The sequence below is a fragment of the Bacteroides finegoldii DSM 17565 genome (genome assembly GCF_000156195.1).
Lineage (GTDB): Bacteria > Bacteroidota > Bacteroidia > Bacteroidales > Bacteroidaceae > Bacteroides > Bacteroides finegoldii.
Genome location: NZ_GG688318.1, coordinates 346,810 through 371,395, shown reverse-complemented (window position 1 = coordinate 371,395; position 24,586 = coordinate 346,810). Strand labels below are relative to the sequence as shown.

General features: G+C 42.0%; 19 protein-coding genes and 1 pseudogene. 9 read left to right on the top strand and 11 right to left on the bottom strand.

The genetic code is table 11. The features are described from left to right. Positions 1-19: 19 nt before the first annotated feature. The gene (mutY, locus tag BACFIN_RS15770) at positions 20-1,081 is read right to left on the bottom strand and encodes an A/G-specific adenine glycosylase (protein ID WP_032839199.1); all 1,062 of its coding nucleotides are present in this window, start codon (positions 1,079-1,081) and stop codon (positions 20-22) included. A 173-nt stretch (positions 1,082-1,254) separates the two neighbouring features. Here mutY and BACFIN_RS15775 point away from each other — a divergent pair, with 173 nt between their 5' ends. Together BACFIN_RS15775 and BACFIN_RS15780 are read left to right on the top strand one after the other, a co-directional pair. Further along, entirely contained in the window at positions 1,255-1,530 is a 276-nt protein-coding gene (locus BACFIN_RS15775) for an HU family DNA-binding protein (protein ID WP_004300646.1), read from the top strand. Positions 1,531-1,813: 283 nt separating this feature from the next. Continuing rightward, on the top strand, positions 1,814-3,388 hold the full coding sequence (locus tag BACFIN_RS15780) for an Rne/Rng family ribonuclease (protein ID WP_007749668.1): 1,575 nt from the start codon (positions 1,814-1,816) through the stop codon (positions 3,386-3,388). Between the two features lie 49 nt (positions 3,389-3,437). On the opposite strand, the gene BACFIN_RS15785 is transcribed toward BACFIN_RS15780, so the two are convergent. The 10 genes and pseudogenes from BACFIN_RS15785 to BACFIN_RS15825 form a co-directional block, all read right to left on the bottom strand. Then, positions 3,438-4,154, bottom strand: coding sequence for an HAD family hydrolase (locus tag BACFIN_RS15785; RefSeq protein WP_007749665.1), 717 nt, complete (start codon positions 4,152-4,154; stop codon positions 3,438-3,440). After that, positions 4,151-5,140: a lysylphosphatidylglycerol synthase transmembrane domain-containing protein gene (locus BACFIN_RS15790; RefSeq protein ID WP_007749663.1), complete on the bottom strand. Its 990-nt coding sequence runs from the start codon at positions 5,138-5,140 to the stop codon at positions 4,151-4,153. Before BACFIN_RS15790 ends, BACFIN_RS15785 begins: the two co-directional genes overlap by 4 nt. Before the next feature lie 5 nt (positions 5,141-5,145). Continuing rightward, a complete protein-coding gene (locus BACFIN_RS15795; RefSeq protein ID WP_007749661.1) occupies positions 5,146-6,051 on the bottom strand; it encodes a CDP-alcohol phosphatidyltransferase family protein in 906 nt (301 codons plus the stop codon). Beyond that, positions 6,048-6,920, bottom strand: coding sequence for a hypothetical protein (locus BACFIN_RS15800; protein ID WP_007749659.1), 873 nt, complete (start codon positions 6,918-6,920; stop codon positions 6,048-6,050). The genes BACFIN_RS15795 and BACFIN_RS15800 overlap by 4 nt, the downstream gene beginning before the upstream one ends. Next, positions 6,917-7,636 carry a nucleotidyltransferase family protein gene (locus BACFIN_RS15805; RefSeq protein WP_007749641.1) on the bottom strand — a complete coding sequence of 240 codons (720 nt, stop codon included), beginning with the start codon at positions 7,634-7,636 and terminating at the stop codon, positions 6,917-6,919. The genes BACFIN_RS15800 and BACFIN_RS15805 overlap by 4 nt, the downstream gene beginning before the upstream one ends. Before the next feature lie 18 nt (positions 7,637-7,654). Beyond that, positions 7,655-8,944 carry an inositol-3-phosphate synthase gene (locus tag BACFIN_RS15810; protein WP_007749638.1) on the bottom strand — a complete coding sequence of 430 codons (1,290 nt, stop codon included), beginning with the start codon at positions 8,942-8,944 and terminating at the stop codon, positions 7,655-7,657. A gap of 108 nt (positions 8,945-9,052) precedes the next feature. Then, positions 9,053-11,605 (bottom strand): DUF5686 and carboxypeptidase-like regulatory domain-containing protein, encoded by a 2,553-nt coding sequence (locus BACFIN_RS15815; protein WP_007749636.1) that lies wholly within the window; start codon positions 11,603-11,605, stop codon positions 9,053-9,055. A 117-nt stretch (positions 11,606-11,722) separates the two neighbouring features. Continuing rightward, a complete protein-coding gene (locus tag BACFIN_RS15820; RefSeq protein WP_022275557.1) occupies positions 11,723-14,332 on the bottom strand; it encodes a sensor histidine kinase in 2,610 nt (869 codons plus the stop codon). Between the two features lie 128 nt (positions 14,333-14,460). After that, positions 14,461-15,044: pseudogene (locus BACFIN_RS20515) on the bottom strand (FAD-dependent oxidoreductase); the annotation flags it as partial. Between the two features lie 22 nt (positions 15,045-15,066). Then, complete coding sequence (locus BACFIN_RS15825; protein ID WP_007749632.1) at positions 15,067-15,972, bottom strand: glucosaminidase domain-containing protein; 906 nt, start codon at positions 15,970-15,972, stop codon at positions 15,067-15,069. Between the two features lie 111 nt (positions 15,973-16,083). On the opposite strand from BACFIN_RS15825, the gene cdd reads away from it, so the two are divergent. From cdd to BACFIN_RS15860, 7 genes are all read left to right on the top strand, one after another. Further along, positions 16,084-16,566, top strand: coding sequence for a cytidine deaminase (cdd, locus tag BACFIN_RS15830; protein ID WP_032839286.1), 483 nt, complete (start codon positions 16,084-16,086; stop codon positions 16,564-16,566). A 2-nt stretch (positions 16,567-16,568) separates the two neighbouring features. Continuing rightward, positions 16,569-17,408, top strand: a complete 840-nt coding sequence (locus BACFIN_RS15835) for an AraC family transcriptional regulator (protein WP_007749608.1) — start codon at positions 16,569-16,571, stop codon at positions 17,406-17,408. Positions 17,409-17,495: 87 nt separating this feature from the next. Then, entirely contained in the window at positions 17,496-18,077 is a 582-nt protein-coding gene (locus BACFIN_RS15840) for a DUF417 family protein (protein ID WP_007749602.1), read from the top strand. 98 nt (positions 18,078-18,175) lie between these two features. Further along, positions 18,176-19,549: an FAD-dependent oxidoreductase gene (locus BACFIN_RS15845; RefSeq protein ID WP_007749600.1), complete on the top strand. Its 1,374-nt coding sequence runs from the start codon at positions 18,176-18,178 to the stop codon at positions 19,547-19,549. Positions 19,550-19,928: 379 nt separating this feature from the next. After that, positions 19,929-21,629 carry an ABC-F family ATP-binding cassette domain-containing protein gene (locus BACFIN_RS15850; RefSeq protein WP_007749598.1) on the top strand — a complete coding sequence of 567 codons (1,701 nt, stop codon included), beginning with the start codon at positions 19,929-19,931 and terminating at the stop codon, positions 21,627-21,629. Positions 21,630-22,181: 552 nt separating this feature from the next. Then, complete coding sequence (gene nudC / locus BACFIN_RS15855; protein ID WP_262479222.1) at positions 22,182-22,976, top strand: NAD(+) diphosphatase; 795 nt, start codon at positions 22,182-22,184, stop codon at positions 22,974-22,976. A gap of 106 nt (positions 22,977-23,082) precedes the next feature. Beyond that, the gene (locus BACFIN_RS15860) at positions 23,083-24,258 is read left to right on the top strand and encodes a DUF418 domain-containing protein (protein ID WP_007749594.1); all 1,176 of its coding nucleotides are present in this window, start codon (positions 23,083-23,085) and stop codon (positions 24,256-24,258) included. Positions 24,259-24,586: the final 328 nt, after the last annotated feature.

Below are 24,586 nucleotides of genomic sequence, written 5' to 3'. Positions count from 1 at the left end.
GCAAGAATTGTTATAACTTTTATTTCAGATCGATATACTTCTCAATGAAAGCGTGCACCAAGCGGGAAACAGCGTATCGCTCCAATTCCTCAGCTTTTATTTTTTGGAATTTACCGAAAGAAGCAGTTCCTTCGGGCAATATCACTTCATAAAAATTAGCATAAATCACCCGATGCGACAATATATGTTTTACCTCTCTGCATACCGGACGCACCACAGGTTGCTCTCCGGGGGCAAACAACGTCTGAAATTCCGGCAAAGCCAAAAACTCTTCTTCCGGCAAAGAGGATGAAGTCTCTATTAAAGGCAGTTCAAACAAATTCTTCCAAATATCATTATCCGTCCGTTTATTAATAAAGGTATGCGCGCCCGCACGTACATAAATATAATTGAAGTAACGATTCGTTGACTTCGTCTTATGTTGCTTCACCGGAAGCACGGTAACCAGCCCTTTCGATAAAGCCGAACAGCCGACAGATAACGGACAAAACAGACAGTCGGGTGACTGCGGTGTACATTGAATCGCCCCGAAATCCATAATTCCCTGATTATACAGGGCAGGCTGTTTCTTGTCCAACATCTCGTTCGCCAATTCTGTAAACAGTTTCTTCCCTGCTGTCGAGTCAATCGGTGTTTCAATACCAAAATAGCGCGAAAGTACACGATACACATTCCCGTCCACCACCGCATAAGGCATATTATATGCAAACGAACAGATGGCAGCCGCCGTATATTCCCCTACTCCTTTCAAAGCCAGTACCTCCGGATACGTTTTCGGAAAAACACCATTCATGCTTTTTGCCGCCGCATGAAGATTGCGGGCACGGGAATAATATCCCAACCCCTGCCAATACTTCATCACCTCGTCCTCCTCCGCATCCGCCAATGTAGATACATCGGGAAAGCGTCCGATAAAACGAAGGAAATAATCATATCCTTGAACTACACGCGTCTGTTGAAGAATGACTTCCGAAATCCATATCAAATAAGGATCAGAAGAATCACGCCACGGCAAATCACGTTTATTTTCTTTATACCATTCTATAATCGTTTCCGTAAACATATTAGCATATTGGCACATCAGTATATCTTTTTTCCGACAAAAGTAACTCTTTTGGTTCTAAGAAACCTCTATGCAACCATTTTTTTTAGAAAAATGTGTAGAATATATTTTTTTAGGAGCTTAAAAAGCTATATATTTGCAGTCCAAAAAATTAGCAATAACATAGTAATAATATTTTTTTTTAAGGAAAAATGACTAAAGCAGATATTGTAAACGAGATTACAAAGAAAACTGGGATTGATAAGCAGACAGTTCTTACTACAGTAGAAGCCTTCATGGATGCCGTAAAAGATTCTTTGTCTAACGATGAAAATGTGTATTTACGTGGATTTGGTAGTTTCGTAGTGAAAAAAAGAGCACAGAAAACTGCTCGTAATATTTCAAAGAATACTACTATCATTATCCCTGAGCACAACATTCCGGCTTTCAAACCGGCTAAGACATTTACAATTTCAGTAAAGAAATAATAAACAAGAGTATTAACCCATAAAATGTGAAGCTATGCCAAGCGGAAAAAAGAAAAAAAGACATAAAATGTCTACGCACAAGCGTAAAAAAAGATTAAGAAAGAACAGACATAAAAGCAAAAAATAATTTTTAGGTCTGGATCACACAGAAATAAAGAACAAACTTGCGAAGCTAATGTCTTTCAAGTTTGTTCTTTGTTTAAGTAGTTAACTCAAAATGAACAATTTGTTAAAATAGTTGTTCGTACAAATGAGATTCAATCAATAATAAGGAAACAAAACAGTGACAAGTGAACTAGTAGTTGACGTACAGCCTAAAGAGGTTTCCATCGCTCTTCTCGAAGATAAGAGCTTGGTGGAACTTCAAAGCGAAGGAAGAAATATTTCCTTTTCTGTGGGCAATATGTATTTAGGACGTATCAAGAAATTGATGCCCGGACTGAATGCATGCTTTGTGGACGTTGGTTACGAGAAAGACGCTTTCCTCCATTATTTAGATTTGGGTCCTCAATTTAACTCACTCGAAAAGTTTGTAAAGCAGACTTTAAGCGACAAAAAGAAGCTGAACTCCATCAGCAAGGCAACCCTGCTTCCCGACCTCGACAAGGATGGGACTGTATCCAACACACTCAAGGTGGGACAAGAAGTAGTGGTGCAAATCGTAAAGGAACCGATCTCCACTAAGGGACCGCGACTGACATCCGAAATTTCGTTTGCAGGGCGCTATCTCGTACTCATCCCTTTCAATGACAAGGTTTCCGTATCACAAAAAATTAAATCGAGCGAAGAACGCGCCCGTCTGAAACAACTGCTGATGAGTATCAAGCCGAAAAACTTCGGTGTCATTGTCCGTACCGTAGCAGAAGGAAAACGCGTAGCCGAACTCGACGGAGAGCTTAGAGTCCTGATCAAACATTGGGAAGATGCAATGGTGAAAGTACAGAAAGCCACCAAGTATCCGACGTTGATTTATGAAGAAACCAGCCGCGCCGTAGGTTTGTTGCGCGACCTCTTCAACCCTTCTTTTGAGAACATCCACGTCAACGACGAGGCCGTGTACAATGAAATTAAAGATTACGTAACATTAATTGCGCCCGACCGGGCCAATATCGTAAAACTGTACAAAGGCCAACTTCCCATTTACGACAATTTTGGTATCACCAAACAGATTAAATCATCGTTTGGTAAAACAATCTCTTACAAGAGTGGTGCCTATCTGATTATTGAGCACACTGAGGCGCTTCACGTAGTAGACGTGAATAGCGGCAACCGCACCAAGAATGCCAACGGGCAGGAAGGTAACGCACTCGAAGTAAATCTTGGAGCCGCCGATGAGCTGGCACGCCAATTGAGATTAAGAGATATGGGTGGTATCATTGTCGTCGACTTCATTGACATGAATGAAGCCGAAAACCGTCAGAAGCTTTATGAACGTATGTGTGCCAATATGCAAAAAGACAGGGCACGGCATAATATTCTGCCGCTCAGCAAATTCGGGCTGATGCAGATTACACGCCAACGTGTGCGTCCGGCAATGGACGTCAACACGACCGAAACTTGTCCTACTTGCTTCGGCAAGGGCACTATCAAATCGTCCATTCTCTTTACGGACACTTTGGAGAGTAAAATTGACTACCTGGTCAACAAACTGAAGGTTAAGAAATTCTCGTTACATGTCCATCCGTATGTTGCCGCCTATATCAATCAGGGACTCGTTTCTCTGAAACGGAAATGGCAGATGAAATACGGATTCGGTATTAAGGTTATTCCAAGTCAGAAACTCGCTTTCCTACAATATGTATTCTACGATACACATGGAGAGGAAATCGATATGAAGGAAGAAATCGAAATCAAATAGACAGAGAAACGGCGCCTCGTTGCAACGAGACGCCGTTTTATTATTGAAACTATATAGAAAGCAATGCCGGAAGCTCCGATAAACGGGTAATAAAAGGTATACCGACTTCTCCTGTTCTGCCTTCCGGACAACCTTGAACAACCTGACAACCAAGAGACAATCCCGGTTGAATGTCATTTTTCATCGAGTCACCGACAACCAGCACTTCTTCATAGGCAAATCCGGCACGGTCAATTGCCCGTTTCCACAAGGAAGGATCAGGCTTACGTACACCTTCAAGCGTCGAATCTGTGATAGAGTGAAAATAAGATACAATTCCCAAATCCGTTACAATCTTCTTAAGATTTCCATAATAATTGGAAACAAGCAACAGGGTGTATGAGCGATGTAACTCATCAAGTACAGTACGGGATGCGACCACATAATCCGATGAATAATCCGTCACAAGGCGGGCTGCTTTTAAAGGCAACCCCTCCCTATTCTCCGGTGTATCCGGCAAAACGCCACGTTCTATCAGACTTTTAAACTGTAAGTCGGTCTTAAATGCCTGCGTCTCAAGCAGGGAATGTTCGGGCTTTACTAGTTGCAATTGCTCCATCATCCGCTCCGCATACACATACGAATCTCGAAAATTTTCTTTTGTCAAAGGAAGATTCAACTTCATCGTATAAAGATGAATGTAAATATCCATCCAATGCAAAAAAGGCGAGTCAAGCGTTCCGCCAAAATCAAAAGCAACCGCTTTTATCTTATCTTTATCTATCATTTTTTATTTCCTATCTTCATTAATGCAAGACCTATCACAATCCAGAATAATTCGCGAACACGGGTGATCAGTGCTGTATATACACCATAGGCTCCCGACAGGGACAAACCACCTACCGCCAAAGCAAATCCGCCTTCACGGCCTCCTAACTGCATAGGCAAGAAAAACAATAAATTGGCCAGTAAGGAAGAGAATGCCAAAATCAAAACGCAACTCACAAAACTGACATTAGTAGTAAGCACATTCAATATAAGCCATACTTCCATACAACTAACAACACGTGCGAGATATTCCAAAAACAACGCACTATAAAATGTACTTTTCTTTTGACGATGTAACAAGGCAATCTGGCTATCTATATTTTCCAGTTTCGCCTTATGAGTCTCCGAGAAACGGATAACCCATTTCTTCAGAAACGGTATTTTACTTCCCAAATGGACACAAGCCACTGCCATCCCATGACGGTATCCCTTCACAAACAGGATACTCAACAGCAAACAGAAAACCGTTACCAATCCCAGCACAATCCCCATTTCCCAACTGACAGGATAGAACACCGCATAAATTACGACAGCGCTCAACCATAAACAGAAATGCGAGAAAATGTGCATCATTACATAAAGGATGACCGACGAAGTAGCACGTTCCACTCCTACGTAGGGAGTAAGTTCCATGATACGATAAGGCTCCCCTCCCATCAGTCCCACCGGAGTAACATAGTTGATAGCAAATCCGGAGACCGTAAATTTATACAACTTAGAGAAAGTCAATGAAGATACTTTTCCCCCGCTACGCACAATAATATACCACGAAAGAGCATTAATGGCATAGATAACCAGCCACAGCAACAACACCAACGGCAGATAAATCCCCGCACGCTTCAGATTGTTCAACAACTCCTCATAAGATACATCAAAAGTGAAAAGCATGATAACAACAGCTACAATGCCAAACACAAGGAAAATGTTTCTAAAACGACTCTTCATAAATATTATAAGTTTTGGTACATTTGTCTGCACAACCGCTCGTGCTGACATATCATATATATCAGTAATCCGTTAAGTACGGTCAGTTCAAAGACAAAATAAATCCAAGGCAGATTGACCAATAACGAAATAAACAACACGATAACACGTGTATTGAATGAAAGAATATTGGTGTATTTCATTAATGGAAGACTACCTTCACGAAAACGGTTTCTAACCTCTTGCGGATATACTTCGCCATATTTCGCACGTAACGCTGCAAAAAAACGCTGGAAAGCCGGAGAGAATTGTTCCTGCGAATGCGTATAACCCGTATAAAACCAAAGGAATGTTTTCCGCACCAAGTCTTTCTTCCATGACAACGAAAGATACAACTCGCGTTGTTGCACGGAATTATCCAACTCACTGCCGTATTTCCCTTTCAAGAAGAAAAGATGCACATTCCGGTAATAATCCGCCATAGCCGCCTGCTTACTATGCGAAAATCCTGCTACCGCAGCCAATAGCCAAATCCAATACCCCCATTCCGGTGTCAGTCGTAAACAGATAGCTACATAAATAGAAATAAACCAAAAATCACCGGATACTCCATCCAGAATACGACCAATTTCAGACTTTTGCCCAGTCATACGTGCTAACTGTCCGTCAGCACTGTCATACATATTCGCCCAAACGAGCAAACACATACCTATTATATTTATCAGCAGGTCATTATAATAAAACAATATACCGGCAACTATCCCCAAAAAGATAGAAGCTATGGTGATAGCGTTAGGAGTAACTCCCAAACGACGAAACAGAAGAGCCCAACGATAACCGATAGGACGGTAGAACAACAAGTCGATCCATTCTTCCGTATCAGTAGACTTCAAGGTTGCCTCCAGCCCTTTTGCACTTACTTCATTATTCATAATCCTACGTTCTCTACTTTTCTTATGATAATTCCACCAATCGCCTTCGCCGCTTCCTGACGACAAGGAGCAAAACTAGGCCAATCGTTAAAATCAATGATACGAATCGTTCCATCCGGTGCTACGATACAGTCGCCACCATATACCGTCACATCCAGCACTTTCGCCGCATCACTGCAAAGTTGATGCAACCCCTCTTCCGAGAAAGGAATGCCAGACGGAGCACCATTAATCTCTTCAAGGCCAAATTTGCTATGATTACCCTCCTGCGGATAAAACCAATAGAAGAAATCAGTACCGGCTACTCCATAGAATTTAACCAAATCACCTTTCAAATGCTCATTAATCACCACACGTTCGATACCACGCAAAGCATATTCTGCAATGACCTCCTGCAATTCGGCAGAAGTACGTACAAACGTTACATCTTCACGATGAATGGCATGAAAGTCCGCACGTTTCAACCAACAAGGCTCAAATACAGGTTTTATCAATGCTTCGGGGACACCATCATTCGTATCCCATATCAAACTTCGAGGGTGAGAAATCTGATTTTCAAGCAGCAGAGTAGTCATTCGCTCACGTGTGCAATTCTCGATACCATGTCCGGAATTGACCGCAAAGCAATCCTCTTTTTCTTCCAACTTCTGCAACTTCCGCACAGAAGCCTTACTACGCATCATGGTAAATATATACTTCTCGCCTTTCAACGAATTAGTCAGGAATTCCTGTTCCGTATACATATTCACCTGATGACCATTTTCTTTCAAATACTGGGCAACAGCCGAAAAGATGGCGGCATCATTGCCGACATGATTGGGTGAAAAAAGAGAATATCGCTGTATTCCCGCAAAAATCAAGGATCTCATTTAATCAGTTGTTCATCTAAAAAAAGTTCGGCTTTCTTCACATCCGCCGCATGGTCTATGTCTATTACTTTTGAGAATGGGTAAGCCCGCAACTGCAAACCGGCATCAACCAGATATTGCTGGAAACCGCGCATACGGGAAACTCCTGCCTCCATCGCTAAAGGCAACTGTGCCAAAGCACGCTGATTCATACAATAAATTCCTCCCGATATATAACGCAAGCCGTCATAAGCCTCACTGGCATATCCCGTAATCCGCAAATTATCCGCTGTCTTGACATAAAGAGGACGTTCGTCGTCAATATAATCCGTAACAGCCATCAAAGCATCAGCAGATTCATCAGCACGAAAAGTACGAATATAATCAGCAAACTCTGCTTCACGAAAGATCGGGTCTACCGTTGTCAGACAGAATTTTCCTTCGCCTTGCAGATAAGGCATGAGTTCATAAAAACTATGGAAAGAATCGGGAGTGGATTTTACAATCACATTCAGAGGTATGGGTAGTTGTCGCTGTTGTTGTTCCAAAAAACAACGAACTTCGGACATTTCTTCATTAATAATGATGCAGATAGACTCTGCATCATTATCAAGGAAAATGCGAAATAATCGGCTTAATAGAGGAGTCCCCCCCACTTGTACAAGCGGTTTAGGAACCTTCACCCCTTCAGAGACAAGGCGAGAACCTTGCCCTGCGGCTATTAACGCATATTTCATTCTATTATATCTTCCTATTTAAGCCAAATAATCAGGTTCTTTTTCACCAATCATGTTACGCAATGTCTGTTTTACCATTCTCCATTGAGTGAACAAGTCGTGTTCCGGTTGGTGTTCAAAATCATGCATCGGGCTCTTGCAGAAGAATGACAACCAAGTCTGGATGCCACACATACCTGCACGCATTGCCAAATCGCTGAACAATACAAGGTCGAGCGCGATAGGAGCAGCAAGGATAGAGTCACGGCAAAGGAAATTTACCTTGATTTCCATCGGATAGCCCATCCATCCGAAGATGTCGATATTGTCCCATGCTTCTTTGTTGTCTTTGCGAGGAGGATAGTAGTTGATACGTACCTTATGATAAACATCTCCGTAAAGATCGGGGAATTTTTCAGGTTCGAAGATAGTATCGATTACAGACAGCTTGCTGACTTCTTTTGTTTTGAAGTTTTCCGGCTGATCAAGCACTTCACCATCACGATTACCCAATATATTGGTAGAGAACCAACCGCTCACACCCAACATACGAGTCTTGAACATCGGAGCCAATACAGTCTTCATCAAAGTCTGACCACTCTTGAAGTCTTTTCCTGAGATAGGCACATTCATCTTTTTAGAGAATTCCCACATAGCCGGAGTATCTACGCACAAGTTAGGAGCACCCATAATAAACGGAGCACCTTCTGCAATAGCAGCATAAGCGTAACACATACTCGGAGAAATAACTTCCGTATTATTCTCCTTCATTGCTTTTTCCAAAGCAGCGAGTGACTGATGTTCGTCAGACAACGGAACGTAGATTTCTGTGCTGGCAGCCCAAAGAACAACGATGCGGTCGCAGTTGTTAGCAGCCTTAAAGTCACGGATATCCTGACGGAGTTGTTCTACCATGTCCCAACGGGTAGCAGCATTCTTGATATAAGTACCATTCAGACGTTTAGCAAAATTGTGATCGAAAGCTGCCGACATTGGCTTGATGGCTTCCAATTCGTCTTTTACTCCGTTCAGGTCTTTTTCTTTCAAGACTTCTGCATACATAGCAGCCTCGTATGCGTTATCCGGGAAAATATCCCAACCTCCGAAAACAATGTCATTCAAATCTGTCAAAGGTACAACATCTTTGATAAGTTTTTCCTCATTGTTTTCCATGCGCATAGTAGCCAACTGTGAAATAGATCCTATCGGTTTTGCCAGTCCCTTGCGAGAGGCTAGTGTACCCGTAATCATTGTGGTAGCAACTGCTCCACCCACTCCAACTACCAACACGCCGAGACGTCCGGTAGCGGGCTTAATTTCTTGTTTCATTTCTATTCTATTAAAATTAAACTAAAATTGTTGCAAAAATAAGATTAATTAATTATTAAAACGAGCTTTATTTGTCATATAAACATGGCAATTAGCAGGATTTAACTTTTAGAAGGTCATGTGGAGACTTATCCTCAATCCTGATTTGTCAATTCCGGGTGCATCACGGTATGTAAGCCTCCACACATAGTCCAAGCGTAATACCTTGAGAATATTTTCAATACCTATCCCCGCCTCCACGTATGGTGTTTTCCCCATTGACTGTGTGTTCGCTATCGGAAAAGCGAACAAGCCATCACTCAAGGCCGGATTGTTCTTATCACTTAAATGCCCATACAACCCGCGACATGAGACAACCTCCCTCCATTTTAGCTTCTTTAACAATGGAATACGATTGAATAACCAACCGTTGAGGAAATAGGTAACATCCCATGAGAAATATTCGTCATTCATAAATTCCATCGCATTCATCAATGAATAAGATTCAGGCTGAATGGTATAAGAAAGGTTGGCATTGGGCATGATTAACAAGGGGAAAGGAACTTTGTTCCACACTTTACCCGCTTTCAGAATAATATCCGTATAGCCGAAAGCAGAAAACCAGAACCGCTTCTGGATACCGGCCTCAGTATGGTTATATGTATAATCGCTACCTAAAATACCCTTACCGGCAATAGTATGCGATAAGGTAAAGACAGGTGCATCCAACGAAACGGGGAAACGGTTCCATTGAGTTTGGAAAAACTTCTCATTAGGGGCATAACGCAACTTCAACTCAGCCGCACTGGTAGAAAAACCCTTGACCGGAGTATAAACGTCGCCTTCTTTTCGCAGAAAAGGAATCAGATACGAAGACTCATCCGTCCGCCTGCGGGCTGTCAATTGGAAAGAAAAGCCCGAATAGAATTCATTGGTATAGGTCATTTCCGCCTGTTTGAAATAACCGATACGGTCATCCTTTTCACGTTTCAAAGCTAGAAACACATTATCTTTACTCGTATACAGGTAGTTTTGTCCATATTGGTTGACATCAGACTCGTAATGTAACTTCAAAGAGTGAATAGGAAATTCGTTAGCATATTCTTTTTTCTTTTTGAACGAATATTCCAGTTCCGCCAATCCTTTCACACGTTCATCCTTAAAACCGTACGCAATGTACCCTTTTGCAAACAGATGAGGATTAAGCCAGGCAGTTGTCATCCCTCCGGCACGAATACGGGGACCTTCGAGTGTATTACCGCTAATAGTGGCGTTCATCGGGCCAATATAGAAAAGAGGCGCTTCCTTAGAGGTCGGGATATATCCGGTAAAGAGGATAGAAAGCACCTTCTCTGTCCAATAATAGACCGGATAACTGCGCAACTGTGCCATCAAGTGATCTACCGAATTTTCTTGTTGCGAGATAGCGGCTTCCGGGCGATTCTCCGCCCAAAAAGATTCGGAACGCGCCAAAGCCTCCGTTTCTTCAATGATACGTTCCGGCTTGGTGAAAGCCTTGTCGGCTTCTGCAGTCGGTGCAAATGTATAATTGCTATAATCCGCCACACGACGGGCAAAGATCCCATCCTGCCCTTCGGTCAACTTAAATTCAACCGTAATGCTTTCATGATCGAGTAGGCGCGTACCGTCTTCGGCACGTTTGAATTCCTGTTCGAGCAACATATAGTCTACAAAATTCAGGTTTATCTTTTTGGGAAAGTTGAACACGGCACGTTTGACAAAATAAGTAGAGTCGAGCACTACATACAGATGTCCGTTGAATCCGAAAGACTCGGAGTTAAATGGGGTGAAAGCCAGATCCACACAAGGTTCACCGGCTATCTGCAATGTATCCATCAGATAATACTTATAGAATCCCGTACCAATTCGGGACAGTGGACTGACAAACTTATTGGTAAACAGGGAAATGTTATTTTCGTAAATATCCACATCCTTGAAAACTTCGTTGATAGCAGCCTGCATCCCTTGTTTGGAAAGGAACTCATCAACACCCGCCTGTTTGCGTCCTTTCACCCATTGTTTCTCGGAGCGGGGAGATTTCCGATAATAGTCCGTAGCAAGCAACTCTCGGGCTGATACGGTAAGAATAGGTTTACCGGTGACGGCAGAAGTATCTATATACTCGGTAAGAAAATCAAATTTACGATATAACCATTTCTTCTGCTTCTCTTCATCAAAATTATTCAGCGCGAAAGTAGTCTTCTCATAACGTTCGCGTTGCCAAAAATCTTTTTCATTTGGAGAATAATTATCACGACCCTCAATCATCCGACGAACAAACTCCACTGCCGGATTATCTTTTTTCCGGTAACGTTCTCGTTTGGGTTTTACCACGACTTCAGAAAGGTCATAAGCAGTAGGTGCAAGCGCTACTTTGTAGGATAAATTACGGGCTGGATAAATCCTCCGACTATTTTCGTTATAGCCGATGACCGATATCACAAGAATTGCTTCGGAACGGTTGGTCTTGAAATAAAAGCGTCCATCACTGCCGGTCGTAGTTCCCTCAGTCGTGTCTTTCAAACGTACAGATGCATAAGGTAGAGGTTCTTTTGTCAGAGAATCAGTCACCACTCCTTGCACTACATACTGTGCGCTTAGAGGAATACTGATTAACAATAAAAGAAAGAGCGTCAGTGTACCTTTTACGATTAGTCTCATACCTTAAAATCCTATTGAATTGAGCGGGACAAAGGTACAGGTATTTAAGGACAAAAAAAGGTCTGTTTGACGGAAGAAGTGTTCTTATTTGACACAATCAAAGAAGAACAGTCCGATTTATTCGCAATAATCGGGAAGGCGCACAGTGAAACGGGTTCCCTTACCCACTTCGGAAGTTACAGAGATAGTTCCTTTTAAACGCTCGACAATTGTTTGACAGATACTCAATCCCAATCCTGCCCCTTGTGTGAAATTATCAACTTTATAGAACCGTTCAAAGATGTGCCGGATACCTTCTTCCGAAATGCCGACTCCGGTATCTTCTACAAAGATACGGGTATATCCGGGCTCTTCCTCTTCTTCATAACCGAAAGTGATAGAACCGCTGAATGTAAACTTAGCCGCATTATTAATCAGATTATTCACTACCTGTTGCAGGCGTACGTTATCTGTCTGAAGGTACTTTTTATCCCCTTCGGGCATACGTAGCAGCAGTTCCACTCCCGGAGGCATATTCAACCGTTGCGAATCGTGAACAGTCTTCAACAGCAGAGGTAAGTTATGTTCCGCAAAGATAAATTCCATCGTACCTGACTCTATACGGGACAAGTCAAGAATATCATTAATCAATGCCAACAGCAAACCACAATTTTTATTAATAGTCGCAATAAACTGAGCAACTTCTTCTGTTGTAAACCCACTTGTATCACTCAGTAAATCAGAGAAACCAACAATAGCATTCAATGGAGTACGAATCTCATGGCTCATATTGGCAAGGAAGGCTGATTTCAGTTTATCGGTCTGAAGAGCTTTATCACGCGCTTCCCTCATTTCCTGTTCGGCCGTCTTATATCGCTGAATACTTTGACAGACACCTAATATATTATACAGCGAGTCTTGCGTCAATCCTGTGATAACGGAAGAACGGTATTCCCACCACTCGTATTCACCATCGGCGTTACGTTGACGGAAGTTCAGGCGCGTATTCGTATCTTCTCCGGTCAGCGCCCTGTCAAATAACAGTTTCACTTCCTTCAAATCGTCCGGATGAACCGTCCGCTCCATATCCTCACGTGAAATTATCGTAACCGATTCTTCATATCCCAGACGTGTCAAAAAGCCTTGAGGAAAGATGAAACAATTTGTTTCCACATCGAATTGCCACGGATAAATGGAACTTTCATCCATCGCCATATCAAAAAAACGTTTTTGCATTTCTTCATCCGAAATATTCCGGGCGGAAAACGCCATACCGGTAATCATACCCCTTGAACGGATAGGTACAATTTCTCCAGACACCGGGAAATACTTATCGCTATGCACCTCTTTCATAAAAGAACCCTGAGGTATCTGCACGCTCTCCCCTGTGCTGGCCACTTGTTTCAACATCTTATGAAGAATATCCTGCCCCTCATTATATATATTGAAAATACTGCCTGCCATCATCCCTTCATAAACACGTCCTCCCGCCTCGCTAGGCAAATGGAGCATTTTCAGCAGAGAACTATTCGTAAAATGAATATGCAAATCAGTATCATACGTTATCACCCCATCGCGGATAGAATGGAAAATATTATCAAACTCATTACGCTGTTCTACCAACTTATTCTGCACCAATAAACGGGTTTGTGCTTGAATCCGCCGTTTAGATTCGCGCCGGTTAACCCTCATCAGCCATACGACGGAAACAACCAACAACGCCAAAATAGACGGATAAAGAAGAATAAATAGGAATTTATACTTCTCCCAATAAGGTTCATTGACAATTATTCCACTTGAGGCTACCTTATCAGGATCAACGTAGAAGAAATCCAATTGCTTATAATCATATATAAATCCCTGCTTGCTTTCCGTTACTCCTATTTCTTGTGGAGATGTCCCCTTCAATACTTGAGAAGCCTTTTGCCCAGCCAATAATGCCGAAGTATAAGCATCACTGTCATAGGCACAGAATACACCATTAGTCAGCCCCACATTCTGGCTTGCAAACACAGGAGCTTTAGAATTCTTCCCGACAAATGAGAGGAAAGGAGACCATTTAGGAGCTATGACAAGACGCCCGTGACTGTTACGCGGATAACAAATAGCTGCAATAATATGACTGGTCGTATGATTCTGGGTATTATAGATTTTCATATCATAATCCGGATGATCTTTCTGAAAGATGTCCCACTCCTCTTGAAAGTCATTAAGCCCCCTTGCACTCAGAAAACTATTGTCTATCACACAAAGCACTTCTTTCCGTAAAGGAAATATTTTCTGAGCCTGACGGAGAATCACATCAAAGTCAGGATTGGCAATAAACCCGCAAACATTAGGATGGGCAGCAATCAATTTTTCATCAGGATATTTAATATCGAAAAACACTACCGGAATCTGCAAGGGCAACGAATCGCCACAGGCAAAAAGCGTGTAAAAGGCCTCATCACTTGCCGTAACAATCAAATCGGTCTTCCTTTCACGGGCACGTTCACAAAAGCGGCGCATGATTACCTTCTCCGACCGGAATGTCCAAAAATCGGCATCCAGATATTCTGTTGTAATATTCACCTTTATCCCACTCTCTCTGAATCCTTTTGCCAATCCTTGGTTTAGGCTGCTATGCCAAGGAGTCTGCGCTGTATAAGATTGTAGAAAAAGTATATTGAATGTACGTTCCGTAGCTGCCGCCTGAATAAGAACAGCCCAAAAGAGAACTACAAACAAACAGCAATATCGTCGATTCATAAGCAAAAGCCAGCGTTGTTTTCAATATTATGCGTACAAAGATAAGTTATTATATTGAAAACAATGCAAATAGCCCTATATTTTTATTCCTTCCACAAAGCTGTATCCGGTTATGTATGATGGAAAGGCTACTGATCTTCCGACAGCAAATCCTGCCCTAATGAGTAGTTGCCTCCACCTTTTCCCGGTCACGAATTTCTTTTGCTTTTCGCACATAGACAATCATACGCATAGATTGATCATAAGTGAAATAATTCCATATCCAGTTAAGAAGCACGACCACCTTGTTACGCACTCCAAGAATGGAACGCAGATGAACTACCAATCACATAACCCAAGCCAACCAGCCTTGCATCTGCACTTTACTAAATTCCGCAACAGCACGATTACGTCCTACTGTCGCCATAGAGCCCCAAATACGTCCGCCACGACCTATCAACGATGGGTTCATGTTACCGATAGTTACTCCGGTAACACCACTTACCCAAATAAAAGTACGTGTAGCGATTTCTATTCCATCTTCGAGTATAACTTTATGGTCGCGATAGTCTATCACTCGTTTATTCAGCAAAATATTCACTTCCATCTCACGAAGAAATTTTTCTGCGTGCAATGACGAATCCTCCGACATCCCGGCAAGTAATCTCGGTCCCGCTTCTATCAAATATATGTGCATCAGGCTGCTAGGCATATCCGGATAGTCATTCGGCAATTCTTTTTTATCAAACAGTAACCTACCGCAGACGCAAACGGTCTCCTACTTCGGGGACATATTCGCCATCCTTACGATTCATCTTATACAGATTCTTAAGGCGGATACCGTATTTTTGAGAGATGCCGTGCATGGAATCTCCATCTTTTACAATATATACGGTATAAGGTTTGGAAGCCTTTTTCTTCTTGCTCTTCAGATAGATAATATCTCCTTCTACTAACGTATAATCACGTTGCAGATCATTGTATTTCACAAGCTTCTTCCAACTAATATCAAACTCCTTACCTAAATCTTTAAAGGTATCGCCGTTACGGGCAACGATATAGGCAATATCATTGGCAATATATACCTGATGAGGATTCATCAGCCAAGGATTTTTGCGTAACTTACGTTCCGAATAAACACCTTTGCGGTCATATTTGTAGAGATCGTAATCTTCGATAATCGTAATCAAACGGTTAGCATAGGAAGGGTCAGTTGCGTATCCCGCTTTCTTCAATCCGCGCGCCCATCCTTTATAATCGGTAATATCAAGTTTGAAAAGGAAGGCATAACGGGCTCCTCTTCGAAGAAAATCGGAATGGTCTTCGTAAGAATCACGCGGACGCTTATAAGCACGAAAACATTCATTGCGCGCATCGTCATCATGACGGACGCTGCGCCCCCGCCAACTGCTGCCACATTTGATACCAAAATGGTTATTGCTCTTTCGCGCCAACTGACTATATCCTGCACCACTTTCCAGCAATCCCTGCGCCAACGTGATACTAGCGGGAATCTTATGAAGTTTCATTTGTTCAACAGCCAGCTCGCTATACTTGTTTATATATTCTACATAGCGGGCATTCCGCCTCTGCGCTTGCATCCCTATGGCAAAGAAGAAAACTACGGCTAAAAAGACAAGTCTATACAGTTTGTTCTCCATTTTAATTCAGATATGTATTATAAGGACACAAAAATCCGAAAAATAATTGGGAATATCAATCTCTTTCCTAACTTTGTAACATTAATTGTAGAAACCAATACCGTAACGCGTATGAAAGACCTCATAATTACCGCAGTGATTAAAGTATATCAATATGATGAGCTGAATGAGGCCGACCAGGCACTCGTTAAAACCGCCAAAGATGCAACAGCACGCAGCTATTCCCCTTATTCGCATTTTTCGGTAGGCGCTGCCGTACTTCTCGGCAACGGAATTGTCGTAACAGGAACAAATCAAGAGAATGCCGCCTACCCGTCGGGACTTTGCGCGGAACGTACCACGCTGTTCTATGCCAATTCCCAATATCCCGACCAACCGGTCGTTACCCTTGCCATTGCAGCAAGAACGGAAAAAGATTTTATAGACCGACCGATTCCTCCGTGCGGTGCCTGCCGACAAGTGATTCTGGAAACGGAGAAACGCTATGGGCAACCAATACGTATCTTGCTCTACGGCAAAGAATGTATTTACGAAATAAAGAATATAGGTGATTTGCTACCGCTATCATTTGATGCATCAGCTATGGAGGAATAAGTATGTTACAACAATATCACACAAAACTAAAAGGCACTCTTGCACTCACGGATTCTTATCTGACAGAGAAAGCGTTACAAAGAGAAAAAGGACTCTATAAGTTTATATGGGTGCGCAACGGAAGTATCACGGTAGAAATTGACCACCAGGAAATGGTATTGGTCAAGGATGAGGTAATCTCACTTACCCATCTGCAACACCTCGAATTCAAATCAATCGACGGTGAATACCTGACCCTCCTATTCAACAGCAACTTCTATTGTATTTATGGAAATGATCATGAAGTATCATGCAGCGGTTTCCTATTCAACGGTTCGTCCCATCTGATCCGCTTCATGCTGAATGAGCAAGAACGCAAGGAATTGGATACCATCACCGAAGCGTTGGAAAACGAGTTCACCGTAACTGACAGTTTGCAGGAAGAAATGTTGCGTATCCTGCTGAAACGGTTCATCATTCAATGTACGCGCATTGCACGCAACCGTATGAATATCACCCGCGAAAAAGAATCCGGCTTTGAAATCGTACGCCAATACTACAATCTAGTTGACGAGCATTTCCGTACGAAGAAACAGGTTCAGGATTATGCCGATATGTTACACAAATCCCCCAAAACACTATCGAATATCTTTTCCACATGCAAACTCCCCTCTCCGCTCCGAGTGATTCACGAGAGAGTAGAAGCGGAAGCCAAACGCCTTCTGCTTTACAGCAACAAAAGCGCAAAGGAGATTGCTGATATTCTAGGTTTTGAGGATCAGGCTTCTTTCAGCCGTTTCTTTAAAAATATAAGCGGACAGAGTGCAGTACAATTTAGAAATACACAAGAAAGGAAAAATTGATAAGGGATACGGAAGTATTGCCATTGGGAAAATATTGGAAAAGTACGATCTTTGCGGTGTAAGTTAAACCAATAAAGCCCCAACAAGATGAAAGAGAAATTTATCACTCTACTAACCTTCACATCCGGTCTGAAGAATTTCGGTATCAAATTTATCCGCGTAGCTATCTTAGTAGTATTCGTATGGATTGGCGGATTGAAGTATTTTCACTATGAGGCCGACGGGATTGTCCCGTTTGTTGCCAACAGTCCTTTCATGAGTTTCTTCTATGCTAAAGACGCACCCGAATACAAAGAATACAAAAATCCGGAAGGCGCTTTCGTACCGGAGAATCGTACATGGCACGAAGCAAACAATACATATACTTTCTCCTATGGATTGGGAGTGCTCATCATGAGTATCGGCATTCTAGTATTTCTAGGAATCTTTTTCCCGAAAGTAGGACTGATAGGCGACACATTAGCCATTATCATGACACTCGGCACACTATCCTTTCTCGTCACGACTCCCGAAGTATGGGTTCCTAATCTGGGTAGTGGAGAATTCGGCTTTCCATTACTCTCCGGTGCAGGGCGGCTGGTGATTAAAGACATTGTGATCCTGGCCAGTGCTGTAGTATTATTATCCGACTCGTCACAACGCGTACTCAAAATAATTAAAAAAGACTAATCTGACTCCGTAAGGAGTTCCGACTTCTTGAGATAACGAAACAAATAGGCTTTACCCTGTGTTATATAGCCTAATACAAATCGTTAATCAAAGAAGTTATGAAACAGTATGATGCAATTATTATAGGATTCGGCAAGGCAGGAAAAGTCCTGGCTGCCGAACTTTCCAATCGAGGATGGCAAGTTGCCATCGTAGAACGCTCCAACATGATGTACGGAGGTTCTTGTCCTAACATAGCCTGCATCCCGACAAAGGCATTGATACATGAAGCAGAGATGTCTTCACTGCTATACCATGGGGATTTTCTGAAGCAGACTAATATGTATAAGCAGACTATTGCCCGTAAGAACAGGCTAACCTCTTTTCTTCGGGAAACTAATTACGAGAATCTAAGCAAGCGCCCGAATGTGACTATTTATACAGGGACAGCTTCCTTTGTATCACCTAACACTATAAAAGTAGTACTTCCCAACGGAGATATTGAACTGCAAGGAAAGGAAATTTTCATCAATACCGGTTCCACTCCGATCATTCCGGCAATCGACGGGATTCAACAAAGTAAGTATGTGTATACCAGCTCCACACTTTTGGATATGAATGTCCTGCCAAAACATTTAATTATTGTCGGCGGCGGATATATCGGTTTGGAGTTCGCTTCGATGTTTGCCGGATTTGGCAGTAAAGTGACGATTCTTGAAGGAGGCAACCGTTTTATGCCTCGCAACGATCAAGATATCGCTAACAATGTCAAAGATGTAATGGAGAAAAAAGGCATTGAGATTCATTTGAATACACGCGCACAGTCTATTCATGATACGAGTGACGGAGTGACACTGACTTATTCGGATGTATCTGACCGCACTCCTTACTTTGTAGACGGAGACGCAATTCTTATCGCAACAGGGCGGAAACCGATGATCGAAGGATTGAATTTACAAGCAGCAGGTGTAAAAGTAGATGCACACGGAGCAATTGTTGTAAACGATCAATTGCGCACCACCATTCCTCACGTATGGGCAATGGGAGACGTAAAAGGCGGACCACAATTTACTTATTTTTCACTAGATGATTTTCGGATTATACGCGATCAACTCTTCGGAGATAAGAAACGTGATATCGGAGATAGGGATCCTGTTCAATATGCCGTATTTATTGATCCGCCTTTGGCGCATATCGGCATTACTGAAGAAGAAGCACTGAAAAGAGGTTATTCGTTCAAAGTATCCCGACTTCCGGCAACTTCCGTTGTCCGTTCACGTACATTGCAACAGACGGACGGTATGCTGAAAGCAATCATCAACAATCATAATGGGAAAATTATGGGATGTACCTTATTTTGCGCTGACGCTTCAGAAATCATCAATATCGTAGCTATGGCGATAAAAACAGGGCAAACCTCTACATTCTTGCGCGATTTTATCTTCACGCATCCCAGTATGAGTGAGGGATTAAATCAACTGTTTGATGTATAAGAATAAGAAAGAATATAACTCACTTCTAAAACAGAGCCTCTGAATAGGGTAAACAGAGGCTCTATTTGGAGTAATCGGAGGCTCTGAATGAGGTAAACGGAGCCTCTAAATAAATGAAATTCATTCTTTTTCAGTCTTAATAGAGTGAAATCTAATAGAAAGTGTTATCTTTGCCACCAAGTTAAACTATATACCTACCGCAATGAGAATTACTAAGTAAGACAACACTTCTAAGTAAACATCACTTTTCTTATATGCTTTTTCTATTTTGTTAAGCATCACGAAATCCGTGTTGTTTAGCCAGTATTGTGTTTGTCGTTCCCCCCTATCCTGTGATTTTCCCTCACTCTATTTTCAACCTCAAACCCAATAGATCATTATGTCTATAAGTATTCAGCAAATCAGCTATATCCATCCGGATAAAGAAGTATTATTCAGTGATCTCAATTTCGCCATCAGTAAGGGGCAGAAACTAGGATTAGTCGGTAACAATGGTTGTGGCAAGTCTACTTTGCTACAAATTATTGCCGGACAGTTATCACCCTCTTCCGGTGTCATTGTCCGCCCGGACGACCTATATTATATCCCGCAACATTTCGGGCAATATGATTCACTGACCATCGCACAGGCTCTTCAAATAGAGCGCAAACAGCAAGCTCTGCACGCTATCCTGGCAGGAGATGTCTCAAACGAGAATTTCACCATTCTAAATGATGACTGGAATATCGAAGAACGTTCCATTGCCGCTCTCGATTTATGGGGATTAGGACAGTTTACGCTATCCTACCCGATGAATCTGCTTAGTGGCGGCGAAAAGACCCGCGTATTCCTGGCAGGTATGGACATTCATCATCCATCTGTCATACTTATGGATGAACCGACCAATCATCTCGATTCTTCCGGCAGACAACGTTTATATGACTGGGTAGAAAAATATCGTTCCACCCTGTTGGTGGTAAGTCATGACCGTACCCTGCTCAATCTTCTCCCCGAGATTTGCGAATTGGAGAAGCATCAAATCAATTATTATGGCGGAAATTACGAATTCTACAAAGAACAAAAAACGCTGATGCAGGAAGCATTGCAACAACGTATTGAAGAAAAAGAAAAGGCACTACGTATTGCCCGTAAAGTGGCTCGCGAAACGGCCGAACGCAGGGACAAACAGAATGTACGCGGCGAAAAGAGTAATATAAAAAAAGGAGTTCCACGCATTGTATTGAACGCACTCCAAGGGAAATCCGAGAAGAGCACTAGTAAACTGACTGGCGTTCATCAGGAGAAAGCCGAGAAGTTAACAAATGAACGCAACCAGCTTCGAGGTTCGCTCTCTCCGACTGCGGCATTAAAAACCGACTTCAACAGTTCCTCGCTTCATACCGGGAAAATATTAGTGACAGCAAAAGAGATTAACTTCAGTTATCATTCCAATTCGGTTAACAATGATATTCTGACGAATAATGAAATAAATTCGTCTGACACAGGTTATCTTCCCAATCCGAATAGCAATGATATTCAGGAAAATAGTATCTCAAAACAACAGCTTTGGCAAGCTCCTGTCAGCATTCAGCTAAAGAGCGGAGACCGCCTCCGTATAGAAGGAGCCAACGGTAGCGGGAAAACAACTCTATTGAAATTAATCACCGGCCAACTTCAACCACAGGAAGGAACTCTGACGCGGACGGACTTTAGCTATGTCTATTTGAATCAAGAGTATTCGATCATTGACGACCGGAACAGTATTCTTGAACAGGCTTACGCTTTCAACAGCCGGAATCTGCCGGAGCATGAAATAAAGATTATTCTAAACCGTTACTTGTTTCCTGCATCCGAATGGGACAAATCCTGCCGGAAACTTAGTGGTGGTGAGAAAATGCGTCTCGCTTTCTGCTGTCTGATGATTAGTAACAATACCCCTGATATGTTTATCCTGGATGAACCTACCAACAATTTGGACATACAAAGTATTGAAATTATCACTGCTACTATCAAAAATTATGCAGGTACTGTGATAGCAATCTCACACGACAATTATTTTATTCAGGAAATTGGTGTCGAACAATGCATTTTATTGAGTTAGTCTATTGATATTTTATCCAGGGCAACCGCACCAAAATTTAATTCATATCCGCACAGTTTTGAATAAAATAATGAAGTATTCTGGAAACGTTGTGGTAAATCTGAAAAAGATGATTGAGTTTTTAAGATTCCCCGTTATCTTTTTATTATAAGATATGGGTCTAGGGTGAGGGGTGGTGAGGGTAGATTTATAACCTTTTATTATTTTATTTTCTATACTATCTCCTTTTTTATCCTCAAAAAAAATACGAAAGTTATAAATCTACCCTCACCACCCCTCACCCTGGACCCATTCATTAGCGCACCGTTTAACTCGTTTCTATGCAGTTTTGATTCTTTTCACCACAGAGGACACGGAGGATACAGAGGTTATAATTATCTCTGAATTAGAACTTTGAAACCTCTGCGTCCTCCGTGTCCTCTGTGGTGAAACAGTCCATTTATGCACGGTTATGAATCAAATTTTGGTGCGGTTGCCCTGTATTTTATCTGATAAGTCTAAATATCAATCTAGTTTTTTTATAACTTCGCAGCGCGAAGATCAAGAATTAGAATTAAAATGAATCAGACAGCACAATCATGGTGGTTTATCTTTTACAAAGACCAACTGCTTCTTGAGAAAAAAGAGGATGGCATATATGCCATCCCGTGTGGAGAAAGCTCTCCTACTGTTATTAAAGAAAAAACAACCGTACACAATATCACTACACTGGAAGGGAAAAACTGCAAGGCTTTCTCCCTCTCCTCTCCCATTGAAGAATCGGAGCAATGGATCATGATAGGGCTTCGTGCCTCCTATGAATATCTTCCTTTGTCTCATTATCAGACAGCAGGAAAAGCACATGAGATTCTGCATTGGGATAGAAACAGCCGCTTTTGTTCCGCCTGCGGCACGCCTATGGAACAGAAAGAATCTATCATGAAGCGTTGTCCGAAATGTGGCCGGGAAGTATATCCTTCCATTTCCACAGCGATTCTTGTATTAGTGAGAAAAAAAGATTCACTACTTTTAGTGCACGCCCGCAATTTTAAAGGAACATTCAACAGTCTCGTTGCCGGATTTCTGGAAACCGGAGAAACGCTAGAAGAATGTGTAGCACGTGAAGTGAAAGAAGAAACCGGACTGGATGTAAAGAATATCACTTATTTCGGTAATCAGCCCTGGCCTTATCCCAGCGGACTAATGGTCGGCTTTATTGCTGATTATGCCGGAGGGGAAATCAACCTCCAAGATGAAGAATTGAGTTCGGGAGACTTTTATACAAGAGACAATTTACCCGAACTTCCCAGAAAACTTAGTCTTGCCCGAAAGATGATTGATTGGTGGATAGAGCATCCAAATGAATAAATCAAACATGGAAAATATCATCAAAGGAATCCGTCAGTATGTTCCCGAAGCCTGCTTAGAGATGGGTAAAATGAACATTTACTAAAAACAATCATAAATTAGCCCCATGGAATTATCAACAAAAACACCCCGAATTGAAGTAGTAGATGCTCTTAGAGGATTTGCTGTAATGGCCATCCTTCTGGTTCATAACCTGGAGCATTTCATTTTCCCTGTATATCCGGAAAGTTCTCCTGAATGGCTCACCATTTTGGATGCCGGAGTATTTAATGCGACATTTTCACTGCTTGCCGGAAAGTCTTATGCCATATTCGCTCTGCTTTTCGGATTCACTTTCTATATCCAGTCGCACAACCAGCAGTTGAAAGGAAAAGATTTTGGTTACCGCTTTTTATGGAGAATGATATTGCTGGCAGGATTCGCCACTTTGAATGCTGCTTTCTTCCCGGCAGGAGATGTCCTGCTTCTGTTTGTTGTAGTCAGTCTTGTACTATTTATCGTACGTAAATGGAGTGACAAAGCGATTCTAATCACCGCCATCTTGTTTTCACTGCAACCGATTGAATGGTTTCATTATATAATGAGCCTTTTCAATCCTGCTTATACCCTACCCGATTTGAATGTCGGAGCCATGTATGCTGAAGTAGCGGAATACACCAAAGCCGGAAACTTTTGGGATTTTCTGATAGGTAATGTTACTTTAGGACAGAAAGCAAGCCTGTTTTGGGCTATCGGTGCCGGACGTTTCTTGCAGACTGCCGGACTTTTCCTGTTTGGCTTATATATCGGACGCAAAGAATTGTTCGTAACTACCGAATCTCATTTGAAGTTCTGGATGAAAGCACTTATTATTGCAGCTATCAGTTTCGCGCCACTGTATTCTCTGAAAGAACAGATCATGCAAAGTGACAGCAGTTTAATTCAGCAAACGGTAGGTACTGCCTTTGATATGTGGCAGAAATTCGCATTTACGATTGTACTTGTTGCTTCTTTCGTGTTGCTTTATCAGAAGGATCAGTTCAAGAAAACTGTATCTAATCTGCGATTCTACGGAAAAATGAGCTTGACCAATTATATTTCTCAATCTATTTTGGGAGCCATTATCTATTTCCCATTCGGATTCTATCTTGCTCCTTACTGTGGATATACTCTTAGCCTGATTATCGGTATTATTCTTTTCCTGGCGCAAGTTCGGTTCTGCAAATGGTGGCTGTCTAAACATAAACAAGGACCATTGGAAACAATATGGCATAAATGGACTTGGATAGGCACGAAGAAATAGAAATAGCACTGACTGAAAAATAGACTAAGAAAGCAGGCCACGAAATACACATAACTACAAACGAACAACTTACGAATATGAAACTGAACGTATCACTCTAAAGCATCAACAAAACATGTGTATCCGCAGCCTGCGGGTTGAAATTGAGATGATGTCAATACAACAAGATTCTCGCAAGAAGGATTAGCAAGTGGACTTAAAGAATGCAAAGGAAATGAAAGAACTGTGCCAAATTGGGGAAAAAGCCCGAAAATAGGCAGAATCAGGGCTATGTATAGAGAAAAAGAAGCGCCTCCATAATCTTCGAAAAGACCATGGAGGCGCTATT

What these genes read in the sequence shown, in the direction of transcription:
- mutY (WP_032839199.1), bottom strand. Translation starts at nt 1,081, where the DNA reads ATGTGCCAATATGCTAATATGTTTACGGAAACGATTATAGAATGGTAT.
- BACFIN_RS15775 (WP_004300646.1), top strand. Translation starts at nt 1,255, where the DNA reads ATGACTAAAGCAGATATTGTAAACGAGATTACAAAGAAAACTGGGATT.
- BACFIN_RS15785 (WP_007749665.1), bottom strand. Translation starts at nt 4,154, where the DNA reads ATGATAGATAAAGATAAGATAAAAGCGGTTGCTTTTGATTTTGGCGGA.
- BACFIN_RS15790 (WP_007749663.1), bottom strand. Translation starts at nt 5,140, where the DNA reads ATGAAGAGTCGTTTTAGAAACATTTTCCTTGTGTTTGGCATTGTAGCT.
- BACFIN_RS15795 (WP_007749661.1), bottom strand. Translation starts at nt 6,051, where the DNA reads ATGAATAATGAAGTAAGTGCAAAAGGGCTGGAGGCAACCTTGAAGTCT.
- BACFIN_RS15800 (WP_007749659.1), bottom strand. Translation starts at nt 6,920, where the DNA reads ATGAGATCCTTGATTTTTGCGGGAATACAGCGATATTCTCTTTTTTCA.
- BACFIN_RS15805 (WP_007749641.1), bottom strand. Translation starts at nt 7,636, where the DNA reads ATGAAATATGCGTTAATAGCCGCAGGGCAAGGTTCTCGCCTTGTCTCT.
- BACFIN_RS15810 (WP_007749638.1), bottom strand. Translation starts at nt 8,944, where the DNA reads ATGAAACAAGAAATTAAGCCCGCTACCGGACGTCTCGGCGTGTTGGTA.
- BACFIN_RS15815 (WP_007749636.1), bottom strand. Translation starts at nt 11,605, where the DNA reads ATGAGACTAATCGTAAAAGGTACACTGACGCTCTTTCTTTTATTGTTA.
- BACFIN_RS15820 (WP_022275557.1), bottom strand. Translation starts at nt 14,332, where the DNA reads ATGAATCGACGATATTGCTGTTTGTTTGTAGTTCTCTTTTGGGCTGTT.
- BACFIN_RS15825 (WP_007749632.1), bottom strand. Translation starts at nt 15,972, where the DNA reads ATGGAGAACAAACTGTATAGACTTGTCTTTTTAGCCGTAGTTTTCTTC.
- cdd (WP_032839286.1), top strand. Translation starts at nt 16,084, where the DNA reads ATGAAAGACCTCATAATTACCGCAGTGATTAAAGTATATCAATATGAT.
- BACFIN_RS15835 (WP_007749608.1), top strand. Translation starts at nt 16,569, where the DNA reads ATGTTACAACAATATCACACAAAACTAAAAGGCACTCTTGCACTCACG.
- BACFIN_RS15840 (WP_007749602.1), top strand. Translation starts at nt 17,496, where the DNA reads ATGAAAGAGAAATTTATCACTCTACTAACCTTCACATCCGGTCTGAAG.
- BACFIN_RS15845 (WP_007749600.1), top strand. Translation starts at nt 18,176, where the DNA reads ATGAAACAGTATGATGCAATTATTATAGGATTCGGCAAGGCAGGAAAA.
- BACFIN_RS15850 (WP_007749598.1), top strand. Translation starts at nt 19,929, where the DNA reads ATGTCTATAAGTATTCAGCAAATCAGCTATATCCATCCGGATAAAGAA.
- BACFIN_RS15860 (WP_007749594.1), top strand. Translation starts at nt 23,083, where the DNA reads ATGGAATTATCAACAAAAACACCCCGAATTGAAGTAGTAGATGCTCTT.